This is a genomic window from Mesorhizobium sp. KACC 23794 (assembly GCF_052180275.1).
Classification (GTDB): domain Bacteria; phylum Pseudomonadota; class Alphaproteobacteria; order Rhizobiales; family Rhizobiaceae; genus Kumtagia.
The window spans coordinates 763,429-782,777 of record NZ_CP197465.1; the positions used below are offsets into that span (position 1 = coordinate 763,429).

At 60.5% G+C, this 19,349-nt stretch carries 18 protein-coding genes and 1 pseudogene; 14 read left to right on the forward strand and 5 right to left on the reverse strand.

Annotation, left to right across the window (positions count from 1 at the left end):
- The first annotated feature begins 135 nt into the window (after nt 1-135).
- A complete protein-coding gene (tnpA, locus tag ACSBOB_RS03935) occupies nt 136-564 on the forward strand; it encodes an IS200/IS605 family transposase (protein WP_442577639.1) in 429 nt (142 codons plus the stop codon).
- A 574-nt stretch (nt 565-1,138) separates the two neighbouring features.
- Here tnpA and ACSBOB_RS03940 read toward each other — a convergent pair.
- The gene (locus tag ACSBOB_RS03940; RefSeq protein WP_442583628.1) at nt 1,139-1,882 is read right to left on the reverse strand and encodes a hypothetical protein; all 744 of its coding nucleotides are present in this window, start codon (nt 1,880-1,882) and stop codon (nt 1,139-1,141) included.
- A gap of 1,169 nt (nt 1,883-3,051) precedes the next feature.
- Here ACSBOB_RS03940 and glmM point away from each other — a divergent pair.
- The 3 genes from glmM to ACSBOB_RS03955 all read left to right on the forward strand — a co-directional run bounded on the left by glmM (nt 3,052) and on the right by ACSBOB_RS03955 (nt 6,648).
- On the forward strand, nt 3,052-4,404 hold the full coding sequence (gene glmM, locus ACSBOB_RS03945; protein WP_442581165.1) for a phosphoglucosamine mutase: 1,353 nt from the start codon (nt 3,052-3,054) through the stop codon (nt 4,402-4,404).
- Between the two features lie 352 nt (nt 4,405-4,756).
- Nucleotides 4,757-5,578: an outer membrane protein gene (locus ACSBOB_RS03950; RefSeq protein WP_442581166.1), complete on the forward strand. Its 822-nt coding sequence runs from the start codon at nt 4,757-4,759 to the stop codon at nt 5,576-5,578.
- A gap of 242 nt (nt 5,579-5,820) precedes the next feature.
- A complete protein-coding gene (locus tag ACSBOB_RS03955) occupies nt 5,821-6,648 on the forward strand; it encodes an outer membrane protein (RefSeq protein WP_442581167.1) in 828 nt (275 codons plus the stop codon).
- A gap of 419 nt (nt 6,649-7,067) precedes the next feature.
- Here ACSBOB_RS03955 and ACSBOB_RS03960 read toward each other — a convergent pair.
- A pseudogene (locus ACSBOB_RS03960) lies at nt 7,068-7,181 on the reverse strand (LysR family transcriptional regulator); the annotation flags it as partial.
- Between the two features lie 10 nt (nt 7,182-7,191).
- On the reverse strand, nt 7,192-8,244 hold the full coding sequence (locus ACSBOB_RS03965; protein ID WP_442581168.1) for a YeiH family protein: 1,053 nt from the start codon (nt 8,242-8,244) through the stop codon (nt 7,192-7,194).
- Nucleotides 8,245-8,551: 307 nt separating this feature from the next.
- On the opposite strand from ACSBOB_RS03965, the gene ACSBOB_RS03970 reads away from it, so the two are divergent.
- The 10 genes from ACSBOB_RS03970 (at nt 8,552) to ACSBOB_RS04015 (ending at nt 17,424) form a co-directional block, all read left to right on the forward strand.
- Nucleotides 8,552-9,481 carry a LysR substrate-binding domain-containing protein gene (locus tag ACSBOB_RS03970; RefSeq protein WP_442581169.1) on the forward strand — a complete coding sequence of 310 codons (930 nt, stop codon included), beginning with the start codon at nt 8,552-8,554 and terminating at the stop codon, nt 9,479-9,481.
- Nucleotides 9,482-9,494: 13 nt separating this feature from the next.
- Entirely contained in the window at nt 9,495-10,520 is a 1,026-nt protein-coding gene (locus ACSBOB_RS03975) for an amidohydrolase family protein (RefSeq protein ID WP_442583629.1), read from the forward strand.
- On the forward strand, nt 10,517-11,275 hold the full coding sequence (locus tag ACSBOB_RS03980; RefSeq protein ID WP_442581170.1) for an amino acid ABC transporter ATP-binding protein: 759 nt from the start codon (nt 10,517-10,519) through the stop codon (nt 11,273-11,275). Before ACSBOB_RS03975 ends, ACSBOB_RS03980 begins: the two co-directional genes overlap by 4 nt.
- Before the next feature lie 23 nt (nt 11,276-11,298).
- Entirely contained in the window at nt 11,299-12,057 is a 759-nt protein-coding gene (locus ACSBOB_RS03985; RefSeq protein WP_442581171.1) for an amino acid ABC transporter permease, read from the forward strand.
- 61 nt (nt 12,058-12,118) lie between these two features.
- The gene (locus ACSBOB_RS03990) at nt 12,119-12,928 is read left to right on the forward strand and encodes a transporter substrate-binding domain-containing protein (protein WP_442581172.1); all 810 of its coding nucleotides are present in this window, start codon (nt 12,119-12,121) and stop codon (nt 12,926-12,928) included.
- Between the two features lie 76 nt (nt 12,929-13,004).
- Nucleotides 13,005-13,424 carry a Rid family hydrolase gene (locus ACSBOB_RS03995; protein WP_442583630.1) on the forward strand — a complete coding sequence of 140 codons (420 nt, stop codon included), beginning with the start codon at nt 13,005-13,007 and terminating at the stop codon, nt 13,422-13,424.
- A 53-nt stretch (nt 13,425-13,477) separates the two neighbouring features.
- On the forward strand, nt 13,478-14,281 hold the full coding sequence (locus ACSBOB_RS04000) for a transporter substrate-binding domain-containing protein (protein WP_442581173.1): 804 nt from the start codon (nt 13,478-13,480) through the stop codon (nt 14,279-14,281).
- A gap of 52 nt (nt 14,282-14,333) precedes the next feature.
- Nucleotides 14,334-15,107: a creatininase family protein gene (locus ACSBOB_RS04005; RefSeq protein ID WP_442581174.1), complete on the forward strand. Its 774-nt coding sequence runs from the start codon at nt 14,334-14,336 to the stop codon at nt 15,105-15,107.
- 160 nt (nt 15,108-15,267) lie between these two features.
- Complete coding sequence (locus tag ACSBOB_RS04010; RefSeq protein WP_442581175.1) at nt 15,268-16,311, forward strand: aromatic ring-hydroxylating dioxygenase subunit alpha; 1,044 nt, start codon at nt 15,268-15,270, stop codon at nt 16,309-16,311.
- 60 nt (nt 16,312-16,371) lie between these two features.
- Nucleotides 16,372-17,424, forward strand: a complete 1,053-nt coding sequence (locus ACSBOB_RS04015) for a 2Fe-2S iron-sulfur cluster-binding protein (RefSeq protein ID WP_442581176.1) — start codon at nt 16,372-16,374, stop codon at nt 17,422-17,424.
- A 151-nt stretch (nt 17,425-17,575) separates the two neighbouring features.
- On the opposite strand, the gene ACSBOB_RS04020 is transcribed toward ACSBOB_RS04015, so the two are convergent.
- Nucleotides 17,576-18,154, reverse strand: coding sequence for a flavin reductase family protein (locus tag ACSBOB_RS04020; RefSeq protein ID WP_442581177.1), 579 nt, complete (start codon nt 18,152-18,154; stop codon nt 17,576-17,578).
- Between the two features lie 56 nt (nt 18,155-18,210).
- Nucleotides 18,211-19,215 carry an ABC transporter substrate-binding protein gene (locus tag ACSBOB_RS04025; RefSeq protein WP_442581178.1) on the reverse strand — a complete coding sequence of 335 codons (1,005 nt, stop codon included), beginning with the start codon at nt 19,213-19,215 and terminating at the stop codon, nt 18,211-18,213.
- Nucleotides 19,216-19,349: the final 134 nt, after the last annotated feature.

Genomic DNA, 19,349 nt, shown 5'->3' on the forward strand with positions numbered 1-19,349 from the left:
TCCACGGATCGATTCCGGAAGGCCGGGCAGACCTTTTTGATGAGCGGGACATTTTTAGAGTCCCCGATAGGGGATCAGGAAACCCCACGCCTTTAGGCGGCTGGGATTGAGTCGCATCCTGTGTAGATTGGCTTTATGGAAGCGTACAAGCGTGGCAGCCACACAGCTTGGGACTGTAAGTATCATCTGGTGTGGGTGACGAAGTACCGCTACGCGGTGCTTGGCGGTGATGTCGGCAACCGCTGCCGAGAATTGCTACGGGAGACTGCGCGAGCGCACGAGATGGTCATTCACGCCGGGTCGATCAACCGTGACCATGTGCATATGCTGTTGTCGATCCCGCCGCGCCTGTCTGTATCGCGCGCCGTGCAGCACCTGAAAGGGCGCAGTTCGCACAAGTTGCTGAGTGAGTTCGGGATATTGCACAAGCGCTACTGGGGTCAGCATCTGTGGGCGCGGGGCTATTGGGTGACGACGAGCGGCAACGTCACGGACGAGATGTGGATGGAGTACATTAAGAACCAGATGCCACCCGAGCCCGATGACGAGTTCAACGTGACGTGAGTGAATGCCGCGTCCGCCGACGGCGGACCGATCCGGCTTTGAGCCGTAACCCGAAGCCACCGCCTCTTAGGCGGTGGAGCATTCACAAGAATGAAAACGCTGCGGCTTGCCGCAGCGTTTTTCGTTGATGCCAGCGATAAGTCCCAGCCGGGCATGTGCAACAGGCAGAGGCCGGCGTGATGTCCAGGAAGCAGACTACACCCTCATCCGCCTGCCGGCATCCTCTCTCCCCGTTCTTCACGGCTATTGGATTCGCGCATCTCAGCTCCACGATCCGCGTACAGTCTGGCACCTGTGCTTCGAACATCCTGTCGGGATTTTGATATCATCTATGCCTCTGCATCGCGGAAGCCAGAGACGGCCAATGGGATGGACAACCCCTTCGTCTGCTGTCGATGTGTTGAGATGCGTGTATCCAATAGCCGTTTCACGGGGGAGAGCTGTCCAGCAGGACAGTGAGGGGCGGCGCGGACGGTCAAGGAAAATGACCCCTGGTACAATGCCGGTATCGAAAAAAACGCCGGCGAGGCTTTTGCCTCGCCGGCGTTCTTCTTTCGGCTAGGCCCGATCCGCCTCAGGAGGCGGCCTTAAGCTTGGCATTGCAGAGGCTGTAATAACCACCGCCCTTCTGGATCCAGCGGATGCCGCCGAGCGAGTCCGCGTCCTTGTTGGCGTAATACTGCTCCAGGCAGGTGTGCATGCGCGCCTTGCCGGGGGTCTCGCTGGAAAACTTGCGGGACATCGCCGTGGGGAACTTAAGGCCGCGCGGAGCAACCGTGGTCGGAGCGTCCGGCTCACTGGTATAGCTGGCCTCGTCGGCGGCCGGCACCGTCTCGTCGTCCGAGGCATTCGCCCCGCAGGACGATTTGCGGAAATCGTTCCACTTCATGCCGTTCAGCGAACCGCCGGCCTTGGCCGCCTGGTATTTGGCGCTGCACTCGGCCATGGTCAGGCCCTTGGCCGTGTCCGTGGCAGTGACCTTGGTCGCTTTCTCCGCCTTCGCAGGGACCGCCGCTGCCGTCGCGCTCGCGCCGGGGCCGCATTCGGCCTTGCGGAAATCGTTCCACTTCAGGCCGCCGAGCGTGCCGGCATCCTTGGCGGCGTTATACTTGGCGCTGCACTCGGCCATGGTGAGGCCCTTCGCCGTGTCGTCCGTTGCATCGGAGGAAGCCGTCGCCTTGGTCGCCTTTGCAGGGGCCGCCGCTGCCGTCGTGCTGGCACCGGGGCCGCATTCGGCCTTGCGGAAATCGTTCCACTTCAGGCCGCCGAGCGTGCCGGCGTCCTTGGCGGCGTTATACTTGGCGCTACACTCGGCCATTGTCAGGCCCTTTGCCGCCTCGTCCGTGGCGTCGGAGGAAGCCGCCGCCTTGGGCGCTTTCGCAGGCGCAGCCACTGCCGTTGCGCTGGCGCCCGGACCGCATTCGGCCTTGCGGAAATCGTTCCACTTCAAGCCGCCCAACGTGCCGGCATCCTTCGCGGCATTATATTTGGCGCTGCACTCGGCCATGGTGAGGCCCTTTGCCGTCTCGTCCGTGGCATCCGACGACGCAGCCGCCTTTTTCGCGGGCTTCGCAGGTTCCGGCTCGGCGACGGCGCTGGCGTCGCTACCGCATTCCGCCTTGCGGAAATCGTTCCACTTCATCGTGCCGAGCGTGCCGGCGTCTTTGGCAGCGTTGTACTTGGCGCTGCACTCGGCCATGGTCAGCGCGCTTGCCGGCCCGGCCACGAAGCAGGCGAGGACGGCAAGACAGGAAAGGGCGGCCAGTCGGTTGATGAGCATAACGCGTCTCCTGCTATCGCTCATAATATTCCTCCCGCAATCCATAGCGCGCAACGCCCCGCCGGGCCAGTGAATTGCGCGGGAGTCGACCGAACCGCGGTTCCGCGCCGTGGATTTCGTGGCTGTGACTGTCGGTCGAGCCACGGTTACTGCTGATTCTGTCATGCGATCTTTGCCAACATATGACGTACTCATGGCGCAGGGCGGCAACATTCCCGCTCGCTTGGCCGACAAATGGCGACGGCTGTATGCCCGTTTTGCGCTGTTTCGTGGCGCAGGATCGTGGAACGGGGCCGAATCATGGCCGCTTGCCACGGACATGCCACATTGTGCTAAGATCAATTCCATCCTCACGCGGGGAAAGGCATTTGGGCGATATCGCTATTCTATGGGAAAGGGCATGCGCCGCCGCGCGATCCCTGCCAGTTGGTGGGTCGGGTGCTTCGAACCTCGTGTCGTCAAAAGATTAAATAAAAACAGTTTATTGGCCTGCCCTGCATCCAGTTTCGCGGCGGGCCGAATTTTCGATAGGGGCGGGCGGCGTCAAGCTGCCGTAAGTCATCGCGGGTCGTCGGACGAAGTCGGAATTCGAGTTGTTGAAATGACTTCTAAGGGATTCGTAACAGATACTCACACTTTGTGATGCCGTCCGGCTGCCCGATTTATGGCAAGGCTGTGTCATCGAGTTTGTTTAGGGACCAACCTGAATGACGAGAAAGTATTTCGGAACGGACGGGATCCGTGGCCGCGCTAACAAATATCCAATGACCGCCGAAGTCGCGATGAAGGTGGGGATGGCCGCCGGCCTTTCCTTCCAGCGCGGCAAGCATCGACATCGTGTCGTGCTCGGCAAGGATACGCGGCTGTCCGGTTATATGATCGAGAACGCCATGGTCGCGGGCTTCTGCGCGGCCGGCATGGACGTCTTCCTTCTCGGACCTATCCCGACGCCGGCCGTCGCCATGCTGGCGCGTTCGCTGCGCGCCGACATCGGCGTGATGATCTCGGCCTCCCACAACCCCTACTACGACAACGGCATAAAGCTGTTCGGGCCGGACGGCTACAAGCTGTCCGACGAGATCGAGATGCGCATCGAAGGCCTGCTCGACAGCGACATCGACATCGCGCTGGCCGATGCCGACGGGCTGGGACGGGCCAAGCGTGTCGACGGCGTGCATGACCGCTACATCGAGTTCGCCAAGCGGACCCTGCCGCGCTCCATGTCGCTCGCCGGGCTGCGCATCGTCATCGATTGCGCGCATGGCGCCGGCTACAAGGTGGCGCCCGCCGCGCTCTGGGAACTCGGCGCCGAAGTCTTCACCATCAACAACGAGCCCAACGGCTTCAACATCAACGAGGATTGCGGCTCGACCCATCCGGCCAGCCTCGCCAAGAAGGTCCACGAAGTGCGCGCCGACATTGGCATCGCGCTGGACGGCGACGCCGACCGCATGATCATCGTCGACGAGAACGGCACGGTTGTCGACGGCGACCAGATCATCGCGCTGATCGCCGAGTCGTGGCAGCAGAGCGGCCGGCTGGCCGGCGGCGGCGTAGTCGCCACGATCATGTCCAATCTCGGGCTCGAGCGTTTCCTGTCCGGCATCGACCTCCAGCTTTTTCGCACGCAGGTGGGCGACCGCTATGTGGTCGAGCATATGCGGGCGCATGGCTTCAACGTCGGCGGCGAGCAGTCGGGACACATCGTGCTGTCCGACTTCTCCACCACCGGCGACGGGCTGGTCTCGGCGCTGCAGGTGCTTGCCTGCATCAAGCGTTCCAACAAGCCGGTCAGCGAGCTTTGCCGGAAGTTCGAGCCGGTGCCGCAGCTTCTGAAAAATGTCCGCGTCTCCGGCGGCAAGCCGCTGGAGGCGACCGCGGTGAAGGCAGCGATCGAGGATGCGCGCGACCGCCTCGGCAAGGCCGGCCGGCTGGTGATCCGCCCTTCCGGCACCGAACCGCTGATCCGCGTCATGGCCGAGGGTGACGACCGCAAGCTGGTCGAATCCGTGGTCAACGATCTGGTCGGCGTGATCTCCGACCTGCGTTCGGCCGCCTGACCGTTTTCGCGCGGGGCGATCCACCCCGCGCCCTCTTCGCAAAGTTTCGCGGCACGTTGCGGGCAGGCAGAAAAGCCTGCCCGGCAGGATGGCGCCGTGCGTCATCCCGTCTTCGCATATTATCGATTCCGGTGCGCAACATGCCTGCAATTCCGGCCTGCGCCTCCTCGACCCTTGCATGTCGATAATACAACTAATCCAGCCCGTTTTTCGGGCCGGATCGGTGTTTCAAAAGCAGCATCATGGTTAAGCAACAGGGTTAAGCGCACTTTAACCTTTCCCCTTCATTATCCACGTTGAGTTCAACCTCTTTCGGGCGAGTGCCTGGTCCCGAGGAACGTGGGGTATCGAAATGTTCAGACTTGGAATTGCGGGCCTCGCGGCCGTCCTCGCAAGCAGCGTCGCATTGCCGGCGCTGGCTGCGGACTATGTCGAGCCGCCGGTCATCGAGGCGCCGGCCGAGCAGGTCGTCTATGACGCGCCGAATGTCGGCGGCTGGTATATCCGTGGCGACATCGACTATCACTGGATGGATTTCCGCGACGCGGATTATATCACGGGGTCGCCCGGCAATAACGGTACGCTTGATGGCGACCTCAAGGGTGCGATGTCGCTCGGCGCCGGTATCGGCTACCAGGTCAACGATTATTTCCGTGTCGACCTGACTGGCGACTATTTCTTCGAATCCGACTTCGACGGCAGCACGAGCGGCTTCTGCGGCGACTTACCTTGCACATCCTCAGACAGTTCTTCCGTGGAGGCCTTCCTGCTGCTCGCCAACGCCTATGTCGACCTCGGCACATATAACGGATTCACGCCTTATGTCGGTGCCGGTATCGGCGGCGCCTACGTCAAGTGGGACAAGCTTTCCAATGACATCGACGGTGACGTAACCGAGCATGACGGCGACGGCAATTGGCGCTTCGCCTACGCCGCGATGGCCGGCGTGTCCTACTGCCTGACCGATACGACCAAGCTCGATGTCGGCTACCGCTTCTCGCGTATCGAGGGCGGCAGGATGTTCGGCTATGCGAATGGTGGAGGCCCGGGCTACGACAACGGCTTCAACACGCATGAAGTGCGCGCCGGCCTGCGCTACCAGTTCAGCGGCAGCAACGGCTGCGTGGCCCCGGCCCCGGTGGCCTACGAACCGCCGCCGGTCTACAAGCAGTAGCCTCCCGACCCCGTTCAGGATCCCGACCGCCCGGCCTCGCGCCGGGCGGTTTTGTTTGCGTCTTCGAAAATCCGGAACTCAAGGCGCGACGCATCCAATCGGCCTCGTTCCGCCATTTGGATGCGGCACGGCGTAAACCTCCGGTTAGCCTTAACGGTGATTTAACCGTTATGGTTAATGATACTTCTCGACTGCGATGGATGAACTGTCGGCGTCTTCGTCGTATGAGGAGTTTCCTGACCATGATCCTTGCCAGACGCATCGCCTTGCTGCTCGCGGCAACCGCGCTCCCACTGTCTCATGCGGCTGCTGCGGACTACGACCCACCTGTGGTCGTGGAAGCGGCGGAAGAGTTCGTCCCCGTCGAAGTGGGCTCGGGATGGTACCTGCGCGGCGATATAGGCTACATCGTCTCGCAGGATACCGGGCGATACACATACAGCATCTCCAATGGCGTGACCTCCGGCAGCAACTCCTTCGACAGCGCATCGCTGGACAATGATTTTACCTTCGGCGGTGGCGTCGGCTACCAGTTCAACGAATGGTTCCGCGCCGACGCGACGATCGACGGCTTCCGCTCCGATTTCTCCGGCAGCACCAGCAGCGCGTCTCCCTGTTCCACCGACGCGGCGTTCGACGATACGGGCTGCCGGTCGTCGGATAGCGCCGACATGTCCGCCATCAGCGTCATGGCAAACGGCTATGTCGACCTCGGCACCTATGCGGGCTTCACCCCCTATGTCGGCGCCGGCCTCGGTTTCAGCTACGTCAGCTGGTCGGACCTCGGGTCGAAATACTACTGTGTCGACGGCGGTGCCGCCTGCCCGGACTCGCTCGTCGGCTCCAGCAGCATGGGTGGCGAGAGCGACTGGCGCTTCACCTACGCCCTCATGGCTGGCGCGGCCTATGACCTGACAAACAACTGGAAGGTCGACGTCGGCTACCGGTACAAGCAGATCGACAACGGCGACATGTTCAGCTGGGCCAGCGACGGACTGAGCATCAAGGGCAAGGACAGCGATCTTTCGCAGCACGAAATCCGCGTCGGCCTTCGCTACGAAATCTGGTGACGACGCCGTTTCGGTGGCTCGAAATTGTCGGCGGCGGGCTTCGGCCCGCCGTTTGCGTTTTGAGGACGGGATGCGGCATCCTGCGCCGGATTCGACGCAAACTTTGCCCTTGACGGCAAAGCGCGTCCGAAAATGTCCGCCAGCGGTCACCCCTCACCAACGGGGGTTGATGTCTGCTTCCATTTTCCTTAGCCGTTTCAGCGGCTCTGTCGCAAACTTTTTTGTAGACCCCGAAACGTAGAAAACTATTTCGTGGCAAAGGCTCATTCACACGCTGGCGCGACCAGATCAGCGTTCGATCAGGTATTTCAATAGCTCAAGGTCGGTTCTCTGAGCAGCGATTTTCAAACGCTTGAGAATTTCATTCTACACTGGAATGTTTTTTGCCACAGAACCCAAAAAGTTGCGTCGCATGCCGGGGCAGCCACGGCCGCACCGGTTGCCGATTGCGTCAGGTTTAAATCCTTTGCGGCGCGCGTTACATGCTCGCGTTCGGCAACAGCGACGAAGATGCGCAACTGCCCCAATGTGATCCAAAGATCCTCAGCCCGCCAGATGCACCAGCAGCAGGCTAAGGGCGGCGATAAAGACAAACGCCGAAAGCGCAAGGCAGAGCGGCTTTAGGCCACGCGAACGGATATCGGAGACGTCGGTCTTGAGCCCCATGGCGGCCAGGCCGACCGACAGCAGCATAGTCGTTATCGTGCCGAGAAGTGTCTTCGCTTCGGCTGGCAGGGGCATTACGGCATTGAAAGCGACGACGGCGACGAAGGCGAACACGAACCACGGCATTGGTGGCCGGGCTGATCCATGATTGTTGCCGGTGGTGCGCCGCGCCAGCAGGCCGAGAGCCAGAACCACCGGCGCCAGCATGGCAACCCGCGAAAGCTTTGCGACGGTGGCGATCTCGCCGGATTCCTGGCCATTCTGGAAGCCGGCGCCGACAACTTGCGCAACCTCATGAATCGAGGCGCCGGCCCACAGGCCATAGGCGTGCGCGTCGAGCCCGAAAACCGGCGCCAAGAAAGGATAGGCAAGCATGGCGACGGTGCCGAACAGCGTCACCGACGCCACCGCATAGGCCACGTCCTCGTCGCGTCCGCGCGTCACGGCGTTGGTGGCCACGATCGCTGAAGCACCGCAGATCGACGTGCCCGCTGCAATCAGTTCGATCAATTTGCGTTCCACGCCCAACATCTTGCCGACGGCCAGTGTGAACCCGAAGGTCGCTAGGACCACCAGCGCGATGCCGGCAATCCCCGTCAAGCCAACGGATGCGGTCTGAGCGATGGTGACCTGGAAGCCAAGCAGGACGATCGCAAAACGCAAAAGGCTGCGCTGACAGAACGCGATGCCGACATTGGTTCGCGTCGAAACACCGACGACGTTGGCGAAGACGATGCCGACGACGACAGCCAGGATCACCGGACTGAACACGCCGAACCCGGGCACCTGCTTCAGTGAGAGGGCCGCCGCGGCCACAACTACCGCAGCAACGACGCCTGGCGCTTTGCGACGCCAGCCATCCTTCGAAAATGGGTCGTCCGCCGGCTGCTCGATGATGGCTGAGGAAGAAAGGGTGCCGGAAGCGGACATGGGAATTCGGTACTCTAGAATGTACGTCTGGCAGGTTCGCATTCTTGCGTCGACGTTTCCAACGCATTGTGAACGTCGAATTGTTCGCGTTGTCGAACGAACCGCGTGAATTCCTTGTTATCAGCAGAAACGCAATTCAGGGGTACTAATTTGACGCATTAGCTCATGACCATCTTTCATGAGGTCCAATGCGGTTCATTCTAGACACCGCTAAATTTCAGAGACTACAAGCTATCTGCCATTGTAGCCCTATGACGAGTTATCAACTTCGCTCATGATGCCACCGCGATTTAGACGTCTGCCGCCTTTGTCCGCGCTCTGCGCCATAGAAGCCGTGGCGCGGCTGGGCAGCGTCACCCGGGCAGCCAACGAACTAGGGCTGACACAGAGTGCGGTCAGCCATAACATCCGCCTGGTCGAGGAAGCTCTCGGTGTTGTGTTGTTCCGGCGAGACACGACCGGCACGGTGGTGCTGGCGCGTGGCGAGGTTCTCGGTTCGGCGATTCAGGACGGCCTGTCGCGGATCGCCGACGCGATCAACGCGGTGCGCCGAAACGATTCCGGACCCGCTCTGACGATCAGCATTCTGCCTGGCTTTGCGATTAAGTGGTTGTTCCCCCGGCTGATCCATTTCGATGAGACGAACTCCGGTGTCGAGCTGTCCATCATGACGACGGCAAACCTCGCCGATTTCGACTCTGGCGGGGCCATGGTGGCGCTGCGCTACGGTACGGGCGACTATCCCGGTCTTCACGTCGATCGCCTGTTCGGCGAGCAGATGTTTCCGGTCTGCGCGGCCAGCTATGCCGATAAGCAGCGCGCGCCGCTGAGGGAGCCCGCGGACCTAGCCAGCCACACGCTGATCCACGACGAAATCTGGCCGTTGCTACAGACCGTGCCAGGCTGGCGTTCCTGGCTGGACGCTGCCGGGTATCGAGAGATCTCGGCGGAGAGGGGGCGGCGCTACAGCCAGTCGAACCTTTCGATACAGGCTGCGATCGCCGGGTTCGGCATCTGCCTTGGTCGCTCGCCGCTGGTGCTGGATGATTTGATGGAAGGCAAACTCGTGCAGCCGTTCGGCCCTGCGATCGACACCGGCTACGCCTACTACTTCGTCTGCCCGCCGCAGGCCTTGAAAATTCCCAAGGTTCGAAATTTTCGTGAGTGGCTGCTCGCCGAAGCAGGCCGAACGACGGCGGCACTTCATCAGTTACCCCAGGCAACTCGCGATGCATAAATCAGCGATCGACATGCACTCGCATTATTACGGCGGGCTAGTCGATAGTCTGCGGACACGGCGCGCAAGACCTTATGTCGCCCTGGACGCCCAAGGCCGCAATGTGTTGAACGCCATGACTGCGAGCACAGTCATGTCGGCCGGCTACACCGAGCCGCAAGCGCGTATTTCCTATCTCGACGCGGCAGGCATCGGAACCCAACTGATGACTTTCCCGGGCGCGCTCGGCATCGACGTTATGCCGAGCGCGGAAGTGGCGGATCCGATCCGCCATTTTAATGATCATCTGGCGGCCATTTGTCGGGATTCAAACGGCCGCTTCTGCGGTCTGGCCGGTCTACCCTTGGACGACATGCCGACAGCGGTGGCCGAGTTCCGCCGCATTCGCATCGACTTGGGGCTTCCCGGCGCGATCTTGCCAGGTGATTTCTTTCTCGAGATCGAACGCGCCGAGCAGTTGCGTCCGTTGTTCCGCTGCGCCGACGATCTGGGGGGCCTGCTGCTGGTGCATCCCGGTCTGGCGCCCGGCGGCATGCCGCCGGAGCCGTTTGCCGACACTTCGGTCTACCGGACGTCGGTCCTAGCGTTGCAGGCATCGATTTCGCAGATGGGCATGACTTTGCTGTTCAGCTCATTGCTCGATGACCATCCCAACGTGGCGGTGCAGCTGGTCAATCTTGGCGGCACCTTGCCTTTCGTCGTTGAGCGGCTCGAAGCGGTCACGCGCTCACGCTCGCTGGATAAACCTTTCGAGCGCGAACGCCTGCGTCTGCTCCACTACGATTGCGCCTCGCTGGGGCCACGAGCTTTAGAAGTTGCCGTAAAGACGATCGGCGCGGACCGGATCATGCTCGGCACCGATTATCCGATCTTTCAGGCACAGGATGCCCTTGAAGCCATCGAGCGGGCGGCGATCAGCGAGGGCGAAAAGCAGGCCATCCGATCGAACAATGCCGCTGCTTTGCTCTCGCGATTTGGATGGATGGGTGGCGAACGGCGCAGCCACGCCGGCGCCCGTTCCGAAATGGGGGTTGTATGATGAGCCGCTCCGTTCCGCAGCCGCCGATGGTGGAACTGCGCAATGTCGACAAGCAGTTCGGCACGTTTCATGCGCTGAAGAATATCTGCTTCGAGGTCGGTCGCGGCGAAAAGGTGATCGTTTGCGGCCCGTCGGGGTCCGGCAAGTCCACGATGATCCGCTGCATCAACCGGCTGGAGAAGCACGATGGCGGGAGAATCCTCGTCGAGGGCATGGAGCTCAATGACGAGGTTCGCAATCTCGCCGCCATTCGAAGAGAAGTCGGCATGGTTTTCCAGCATTTCAACCTGTTTCCGCACATGACCGTTCTGGAAAATCTGGTACTTGCCCCGATGCGCGTACGGAAGGCGTCGAAGGCCGAAGCACGCGACCTGGCCATGCAGTATCTGACGCGGGTGAGGATCGCGGAAAAGGCCGATCGTTATCCTTCACAGCTTTCCGGCGGCCAGCAGCAACGCGTGGCGATAGCCCGCGCGCTGTGCATGAAGCCCAAGATTCTGCTGTTTGATGAGCCCACCTCCGCGCTTGATCCGGAGATGATCAGCGAGGTGCTCGATGTCATGGCCGAACTGGCGCGCGAAGGCATGACCATGATCTGCGTCACGCATGAAATGGGCTTTGCTCGTCAGGTCGCGGACAAGATGGTGTTCATGGACCATGGCGAGATCGTCGAGGCGGCGCCATCGGCCGATTTCTTCGCCGCGCCGAAGACCGACCGCGCCAAGCTCTTTCTAAGTCAGATTCTCTCCCATTGAAGGCAGCGGCGATGCTCCCACGCTTGAAAAAATTCGCTGCCCTACTTCTTCTGACAATGCTGCTCAGCGGCTGCGGCAGCGGCTATACGTGGGGCTGGTATGTCATTTCTCCCAGCCTCGAAAAGGGCAGAGAGAACCTGTTTTTTCTGGCGAGCGGCCTTGGCTACACTTTGGCCGTTGCATTATGTGCCATCCTTCTGTCGGTGATCCTCGGTCTGGTAATGGCTCTGACCGCCCTGTCGCCGAACCGGCTCCTGCGGACAGCCAGCAGGATCTGCATAGAGGTTCTGCGCTCCGTGCCGATGCTCGTCATGGTGCTTTGGGCCTATTACGGACTTCCCATCGTCTTTGGCATCAGCCTGAACGCCTTCACTGCCGGGGTCATCGCGCTGGCGCTGTGCGACAGCGCATTCGAGGCGGAGATCTTCCGCGCCGGTATCCAGTCCGTCGATAAGGGGCAGCATGAGGCGGCCAGCGCTTTGGGGCTGAATACGTTCGACAAGATGCGCTACATCATCATGCCGCAGGCGATACGGCGTGTGCTCCCGCCGCTCGGAAACCAGTTTGTCTACATGCTCAAAACATCTTCGCTGCTGTCGGTGATCGGGCTCACGGAACTGACGCGGCGGGCAAATGAGCTGATTGTCACGGAATACCGCCCGCTCGAAATCTACAGCTTCCTCGTTCTCGAATATCTGGCCCTCATCCTGGTCGCCTCCTGGCTGGTGCGGCGCCTTGAGCGGCGCATGGCTGTGGGCGAGCACGCGTATGCCGCAACCTAGGGTCACGCCGGCACCTCAACAGCGCCCGCAAATGACTATCAAACCAGGGGAACAAACGAAAATGTCGGTATTCAAGTACTTCCTTTCAGCCTCGTTGCTGATGCTATCCATGCTGGGGATATCGTCCATCGCCCAGGCTCAGGACGCCGGAACCTCGCGTCTGTTTAAGGTGCCAAGCAGTGGCGTGCTGCGGGTCGGTATGACCGGTGACTACCAGCCGATGACCTACAGGGATCCCAAGACCCAGGAGTTCATCGGACAGCAGGTCGATCTCGCGAACGAACTGGCCAAAGATCTCGGCGTCAAACTGGAGCTCGTCGCCACCGACTGGAAGACGATGATCAACGGGCTGCAGGCCGACAAGTACGACATCGCGATGAGCGGCACATCGATGAGCATCGCGCGCGCCAAGACGGTCGGGATGATCGATAGCTGGGGCATGAACGCCTTCGTGCCGATCGTGCGCAAGGAAAATGTCGACAAGTACAAATCCTGGGACGACCTGAACAATGGCGAGCGCACAGCCGGCGTGACGCTCGGAACGACGATGGAGGACTTCATCAGGAATGAACTGCCGCAGGCGCAAGTAAAGAGTGTCGAGGCGCCGGGCTCGGGTTGGCAGGAAGTACTCGCGGGGCGTGTCGACTACACGATCTCGACGATGATCGAGGCATCCGCGTTGCAACAGACACATGATGATCTCGTCATGATTCTCACCGAGCAGTCCCGCAATGCGCTGCCGATGACCTTCCTGGTGCGTATCGAGGACAGTCAGTGGATTCACTTCCTAAACAACTGGGTCTATCTGAAGAAGACTTCGGGCTTCGTCGACCAAGTCAACAAGAACTGGGGACTGATCCTCAAACAGTAGGGCGGGCCGCGCGGAAAGTCGTCGCCGGATCAGACCCGGCGACGCACACGCGAAACGACAAACGAAAGTGACCGAAATGATCCAATATTTCTCTTCGGGCCGCCCTTGGGAAGAGCGCATGAAGCATTCCCGTGCCGTCATGGTTGGCCCCTTCTTCCGCACCTGCCTCACCTCACCGTCGGACGCTTCCGGTGAAGTACTTTTCCCCGGTGATATTCGCGGCCAGACACGCCAGTGCCTGAAGATCATCGGCGAGACGCTGGCACAGGCCGACATGGGCTTCGAGCATATCGTTTCCAGCAACATCTACATGCTTGACACTAGGGACTGGGAACAGGCCGGAGAGACGCATGCTGAGATCGTTCTGGGAACACGACCGACACTATCGTTCATCGGCTGCTCCAACTTCTGGCACCCAAACATCCTGCTGGAGGTCGAAGTGCATGCTTTCGATTCACGTCGCACATTCACCCTCGGCACCGGGCAGGACGTGTAGATGCTGCGCGGAGCGCCTGGCAGAAATCCGCATGACAACAAGGAGATGCGTTCATGACATTGTTAGATAAACTCTTGCCTGGCGCGCTCGCTGCAGGCCTTGCCATCGCTGCATTTACACCGGCCCAGTCACAGGACGCGACCTCGTCCCGTCTGGACAAAATCTTGGAAGCCGGCGTCGTGCGGGTTGGAACTACGGGCGATTTCCCGCCGATCAGCGCGCGCGACACCGCCACCCAGAGTTATGTCGGGCACGACATTGACGCGGCCATTGAGCTGGCCAAGGATCTTGGCGTGAAGGTCGAGTTCGTACCGGCAGACTGGAAGACATTGATCAACGGCATCACCGCCGACAAGTATGATGTCGTGATGTCAGGCGTTTCGCTATCTATTGATCGTGCCAAAGTCGCAGGGTTCACGCAGCCATACCTCGAATTTGGCACCGTTCCTGTGACGAAGAAGGAGAATGCCGAGCGTTTCAAAAGCTGGGCGGATATCGACAAGCAGGACGTAACGGTCGGGACGACACTGGGTACTGTCTTCGACGCGCAAGCCAAGGCCTATTTCAAGACGGCGACGCTTAAGCAGGTGGAAGCGCCGGCGCTCGGATTTCAGGAAGTTCTTTCCGGTCGCGCCGATGTGACCATCACCAGCAATGTCGATGCCGCGGCCTTGGTACAGCGCTATCCCGAACTGATGATCGTTCCGGTAGAGAAAGCCCGCAGCAAGCGACCGGCCAGCTTCATGATCGCGCAGGATGACCAGATCTGGCTGAACTATCTGAACAACTGGATCACGGTCAAAAAGATGCAGGGCTTCTTCGATCAACTCGATCAGAAATGGCTGCAAGCGAAATAGGTCTTCAGCCTTGGTAGGCCGGGCCTACCGTCCCTATGATGGAATGCCAGCCATGGAACTAGTCTTCACCACCTGGAATGAAGTCGAGGCCTATCTCGACCGCAGCAAGGGAATCATCGTGCCGCTCGGTTCGATCGAACAGCACGGCCCCAACGGTCTGATCGGCACCGACGCCTTGTGCGCTGAGGCGATTGCACGCGGAATTTCGGGGTCGGACGACGTCATGCTCGGCCCGACGATCGCCTTTGGCGTGGCGCCCTTCAACCTCCGCTTTCCTGGTACCATCTCGATGCGTTCCAAGACGCTGATGTCGATCGTCACGGACTACGTTCAGTCATTGGCGTCGCAGGGGTTTGAGCGCTTCTATTTTCTCAACGGACATGGCGGCAATGTCGGCCCTGTGCGCGCAGCCTGCCAGGATCTGCAGGCTGAGAGGAGCCTCTCCGCAAGCGGAAGCCAGCGGGACATGCGTTTCTTTTTCCGCAGTTGGTGGGAGTACCCCACAGCCGACGCCTTGCGGCGAGAGCTTTACGGCGAAGGCGAAGGCATGCATGCAACACCGAGTGAAATAGCGATCACGCAGGCGCTCTTCCCAGAACACCCCAAGGCCGCGCCAGCGGCGGCTCCTCCCAGGCTGTCGATTGAATATCTGCGCGACCATGCAGGCGACAATCACGCCGATGCCCGGCAGCATCGGCTCCATTTTCCCGACGGTAGAGTGGGTTCCGACTCTCGTCTTGCTCGACCTGAACATGGTCGAACGCTGCTGGATGCAGCGATCGAAGACGGAAAGCGAGACTACAAGACATTCTTGTCGCAACTCTAAGAAGGAAGGGCATAAACAGAGAAAAATAGTCCCTACCTTGGTTATTTCCTATATGAATAGAGCTCATATTCTTATGAATATTTTTAAATTGTTTATTGTAAATCACCCCTGCAACGTCCTGGCTGTGGCTTAAATGGCCGGGATCTGGAGAGCTTGAATTATGTATCTTCGAAATACGTGGTATGTTGCGACGCGCAGCAGCGATGTGGCGAGGCAACTCACGCCTCTCACCATCCTCGGCGAGAAGATCGTCCTCTACCGGCAAGAAGACGGAACCCCGGTGGCGCTCGAGGACGCGTGTCCGCATCGCAAACTGCCGCTGTCGATGGGCAGTCTGAAAGGCGATCACGTCATCTGCGGCTACCACGGTTTGACGTTCGGCCGTGGTGGGGGCTGCTTCGGCGCGCCGACCCAGACACGTGTCCCTTCCACCGCGACAGTCCGCAGCTATCCCGTCACTGACCGTTGGGGTCTACTGTGGATATGGATGGGCGATTCCGAGGCGGCCGACGAAAGCACCATCTTCCAACTCGACAACTACGACAATCCGACCTGGGGTCTAAGCCGAGGCGGCACGATGAGCTGCAATTGCAACTACCTCTACCTCACGGACAATCTCCTTGATCCCTCGCACGTCACCTGGGTGCATGTGACCTCGTTTGCTGGTGGCGGCACCGAGGATACCCCGCTCGAAATAAAGGTCAAAGACGACGGCGTCATCGTTTCGCGCTGGATGCGTGGTCGCGAGGTACCCCCCTATTATGCGCCGCTCGTCACATTCGAGGGGCCGTGCGACCGGCTTCAGCACTATGAGGTGCGTTACCCGTCGATCGCCATCAACAAATCCATCTTCACGCCCGCGGGCACCGGTGGGGACGAAAGCAATCTTCCCGACAATGCCTACGTCATGATCTCCTATCACTTCCTGACGCCAGTGGACGAGAACCGGACGGTCTACAACTGGCTGCAGAATCGCAATACCGATCCGGACAACCGGGAAATTACGGCGCGGATCGCCGCCGGCGCCCGCAACGCCTTTGAGGAAGACCGTCTTGTTCTCGAGGCCGTCCACTCCGGGATGGCCAATCGGTCGACACCCTATCTGGATCTCGCTCTCGACGCCGGATCGCTGCGTTTCCGCAAGGGGCTGCAGGCGCTGATCGACAGGGAGACTACTCCGGCGCCGATGGCTGCGACGGCGTAACCCGTCATGGATAGTTCGACATCGTCAAGGCTTGTTCGCCCTTACAGGGTGGCACGGAAGGTGCGCGAGAGCGCGGTCATTGCGTCCTTCTATCTTGAGCCGGCGGATGGGCAGCCGCTCATGCCGTTTTCCCCAGGTCAGTTCCTGACCTTTAGCATAGAGGGCGTTTCTCCTGGCGGCACCATCTGGCGCAACTATAGCCTGTCAGGCAGTCCTCATTGGAGCGACCGTTACCGTATCAGCGTCAAGCGTGAGCCTGCCTCGGCTCCGACGTATGGTCCCGGTCTCTCGTCCAACTACCTGCATGATGACGTGAATGTCGGCGACCTATTATGGGCGCGCGGACCGGAAGGTCGGTTCATGTTGGATCTGCAATCCAGCCGGCCGGTCGTGCTATTGAGCGGCGGCGTCGGTCTCACGCCGCTCGTTGCGATGGCGCATGCGCTGGCGCGGCAGGGCGAGCGCAAAGTGCGGTTCATTCATGCTTGCGAAAGCGGCGAGGTCCATGCGCTTGGCGACGAGATCAGGCGGTTGGCGACAACTGGCCTGAGCACGCATTTCTGCTATCGCAATCCCAGGGCTGACGACGCGCTTGGCCGCGACTTCGACACCCATGGCATCGTCACGCGGGAGTTACTGCAGTCCTTGCTGCCGCTGGACGACTACGAATTCTACCTTTGCGGCCCATCAGGCTTCATGCAAGGCGTCTTCGGGCATCTGCTGTCACTTGGCGTGCGCGACGAGCGAATTCGCTATGAGTTCTTCGGTCCGGCGACGGTGCTTCGCGCCCAGCCACCTCTCGTTACGAAGGCATCCTCCAAGACTGCGGAGAAGAGCGGATCGTCTTCTGACAGCGCTGCACGGCTCATACGTTTCGCGGACACGGGTGTAACGATTTCGTGGGATGAAAGCTTCGACTGCTTGCTCGATTTTGCCGAGGCGCAAGGGCTCAACCCGGCCTTTAGCTGCCGGGCGGGAATCTGCAGCACCTGCATGTGCGATCTGAGAGAAGGGCAAGTGGACTATCCAATCGAGCCGCTGGAAATGCCACCCGAGGGCAAGGTGCTCATCTGCTGCGCAAAGCCGCGCGGCGACGTCGTTCTTGGACTATAGAGAGCCGTTGTCAGGGGCCGTCGTCCAATCGTTGATTCAGCCATGGAGCGCGCTTACCAACTCATCCTCGGCCGCGGCAAGAACGCGCCCGGGTTGCGGTCGGTGCGCTGTGCTGGACTGCGCGCCAGAAGCCTTGGCGATACCTGCAACCTTATCCCCAGCCCAGTGCGAAATCGCCGACTACCGCCGGTGTCAGGGTCGGATGCGCGGCGGCCAGCGCGAACTTGCCGTGCACGAAGGCCATGGGCGAACTTGCGGTCGAGGAGAAGGCCTCCACCTCGCCGAGGAAGATCAGGTGATCGCCGCCTTCCTGCATCCCGTACAGGCGGCACTGGATCACGGCGGCCACGTCAGGCAAGATCGGGGCGCCGCCTCGTCCGGGCGTCCAGTCGACATGGTCGAACTTCCCGGCGCCCGATGAAGCGAAGCGGGTGGCGAGCGCGATCTGCGAGGCTTCCAGTACGTTCACGCAGAAATGCGATGCTTTGAGGAACGCGTCGAGGCTGCTCGACTGCCGGCGAAGCGACCACAGGATCAACGGCGGGTCGAGCGACAGCGAGGAGAAGGAATTGGCCGTGACGCCGACGCGCCGGCCGTTCGTCTCGGCGGTCACCACCGTCACCCCGGTCGCGAAGCTGCCGAGGCAGTGGCGGAACGCCTTCTGGTCGAGCGCGGCGGGTAGCGTGCCGCCTGCGGCCGCCTGGTACGGGTTGACGCTGGAGAGTCCCATGACAGTTTCCTTCATTGCCGGCGGAGCCTGTCCGGCGCCGCCAGCCGCCGTTTCGTTCAGTTGCCCGGCTTGCCGGCCACGTTGTCGAAGAAGACGTCGGTCCACTTCTCGACCTTGTTCTTCATCAGGCCGCTCTCATACATGTAGTCGGCGAAGCGCTGGAAGCCGATCGGCGTCGTGGAGAAGCGGAACGTGTCTTCCTGCTGCAGCAGCTTGACGATGAAGTCCGCGCCGTCTTTCTGCGGCTCGTACTTCACATAGATCTTCGCCGCCTCTTCCTTGTTGTTGCGGACAAATTCGTTGGCCTCCTCGAAGGCTGCGATCACGGCCTGGTAGAGCACCGGGTTCTCGTCGACGAATTTCTGGTTGCCGTAGAGCACCGTGGCGGTGATCATCTCGCCGAACAGATCCTTGGCGGTGAAAATCTTGCGCGCACCGGCCTGCTCCACGATGTAGCTGTACGGAACTGTGAGCATCTGCGACTTCACCTCGGTGTGGCCGGAAAGAAGCGCCGCCACGCCCTCATTGTTGTCCATCGCGATCATGTTGGGATCGTAACGGAAGCGATTGTCCCAGCCATATTGCTTCGCCGCCTGCATCTGCAGGATGAGGGCTTGCGTCGAGGTCTTGACGTCCGTCATGGCGATGCGGTCGTTCGCCTGGAAATCGTCCAGCGACTTGATCCGGGGGTCGACCGTGTAAAGCGTCTGCGAGCAGACGGCGGTGCCGAGCATGCCCTTCACCTTGTTCCTCGCGATAGTCTTGTCCCAGATGGTGAGCAGGGGCCCCATGGCGGCATGCACGATGTCGACCGTGTCGGTCAGAAGCGCCTCGTTCGCGGTGGCGGCGCTCGGCGTGCGGCTGAACTCCACCGTCACATCCGTCAGCCCGAGTCCCGCTGCGTGCTTTTCGATGAGTTGCTTGTCCTGCACGATGTAGTGCGGCAGCAGCGTCAGCGCGTAGAGATTGATCAGCCGCACCTTGTTCGTTTCGGCCATGGCCGGCTGGACGCCGACTGCCAGCCCCGCGATGGCCGCCACGGCCAGTACGAGTTTCCTCATTCCCATTTCGTTTCTGTCGCAAAAATATTCCGATGTAATGAAATTCTCAAGCGTTTGAAAATCGACACTCAGAGAACTGGCCTTGGGCTATTAAAATACCAGATCAGATAAAATACCAGATCGGACACTGATCT

Coding starts and splice junctions, on each gene's coding strand:
- ACSBOB_RS03965 (WP_442581168.1), bottom strand. CDS start 8,244: ATGTCCGCTTCCGGCACCCTTTCTTCCTCAGCCATCATCGAGCAGCCG.
- ACSBOB_RS04025 (WP_442581178.1), bottom strand. CDS start 19,215: ATGAGGAAACTCGTACTGGCCGTGGCGGCCATCGCGGGGCTGGCAGTC.
- tnpA (WP_442577639.1), top strand. CDS start 136: ATGGAAGCGTACAAGCGTGGCAGCCACACAGCTTGGGACTGTAAGTAT.
- ACSBOB_RS03950 (WP_442581166.1), top strand. CDS start 4,757: ATGTTCAGACTTGGAATTGCGGGCCTCGCGGCCGTCCTCGCAAGCAGC.
- ACSBOB_RS03940 (WP_442583628.1), bottom strand. CDS start 1,882: ATGGCCGAGTGTAGCGCCAAGTATAACGCCGCCAAGGACGCCGGCACG.
- ACSBOB_RS03955 (WP_442581167.1), top strand. CDS start 5,821: ATGATCCTTGCCAGACGCATCGCCTTGCTGCTCGCGGCAACCGCGCTC.
- glmM (WP_442581165.1), top strand. CDS start 3,052: ATGACGAGAAAGTATTTCGGAACGGACGGGATCCGTGGCCGCGCTAAC.
- ACSBOB_RS03995 (WP_442583630.1), top strand. CDS start 13,005: ATGATCCAATATTTCTCTTCGGGCCGCCCTTGGGAAGAGCGCATGAAG.
- ACSBOB_RS04005 (WP_442581174.1), top strand. CDS start 14,334: ATGGAACTAGTCTTCACCACCTGGAATGAAGTCGAGGCCTATCTCGAC.
- ACSBOB_RS03975 (WP_442583629.1), top strand. CDS start 9,495: ATGCACTCGCATTATTACGGCGGGCTAGTCGATAGTCTGCGGACACGG.
- ACSBOB_RS04000 (WP_442581173.1), top strand. CDS start 13,478: ATGACATTGTTAGATAAACTCTTGCCTGGCGCGCTCGCTGCAGGCCTT.
- ACSBOB_RS04020 (WP_442581177.1), bottom strand. CDS start 18,154: ATGGGACTCTCCAGCGTCAACCCGTACCAGGCGGCCGCAGGCGGCACG.
- ACSBOB_RS03990 (WP_442581172.1), top strand. CDS start 12,119: ATGTCGGTATTCAAGTACTTCCTTTCAGCCTCGTTGCTGATGCTATCC.
- ACSBOB_RS03980 (WP_442581170.1), top strand. CDS start 10,517: ATGATGAGCCGCTCCGTTCCGCAGCCGCCGATGGTGGAACTGCGCAAT.
- ACSBOB_RS04010 (WP_442581175.1), top strand. CDS start 15,268: ATGTATCTTCGAAATACGTGGTATGTTGCGACGCGCAGCAGCGATGTG.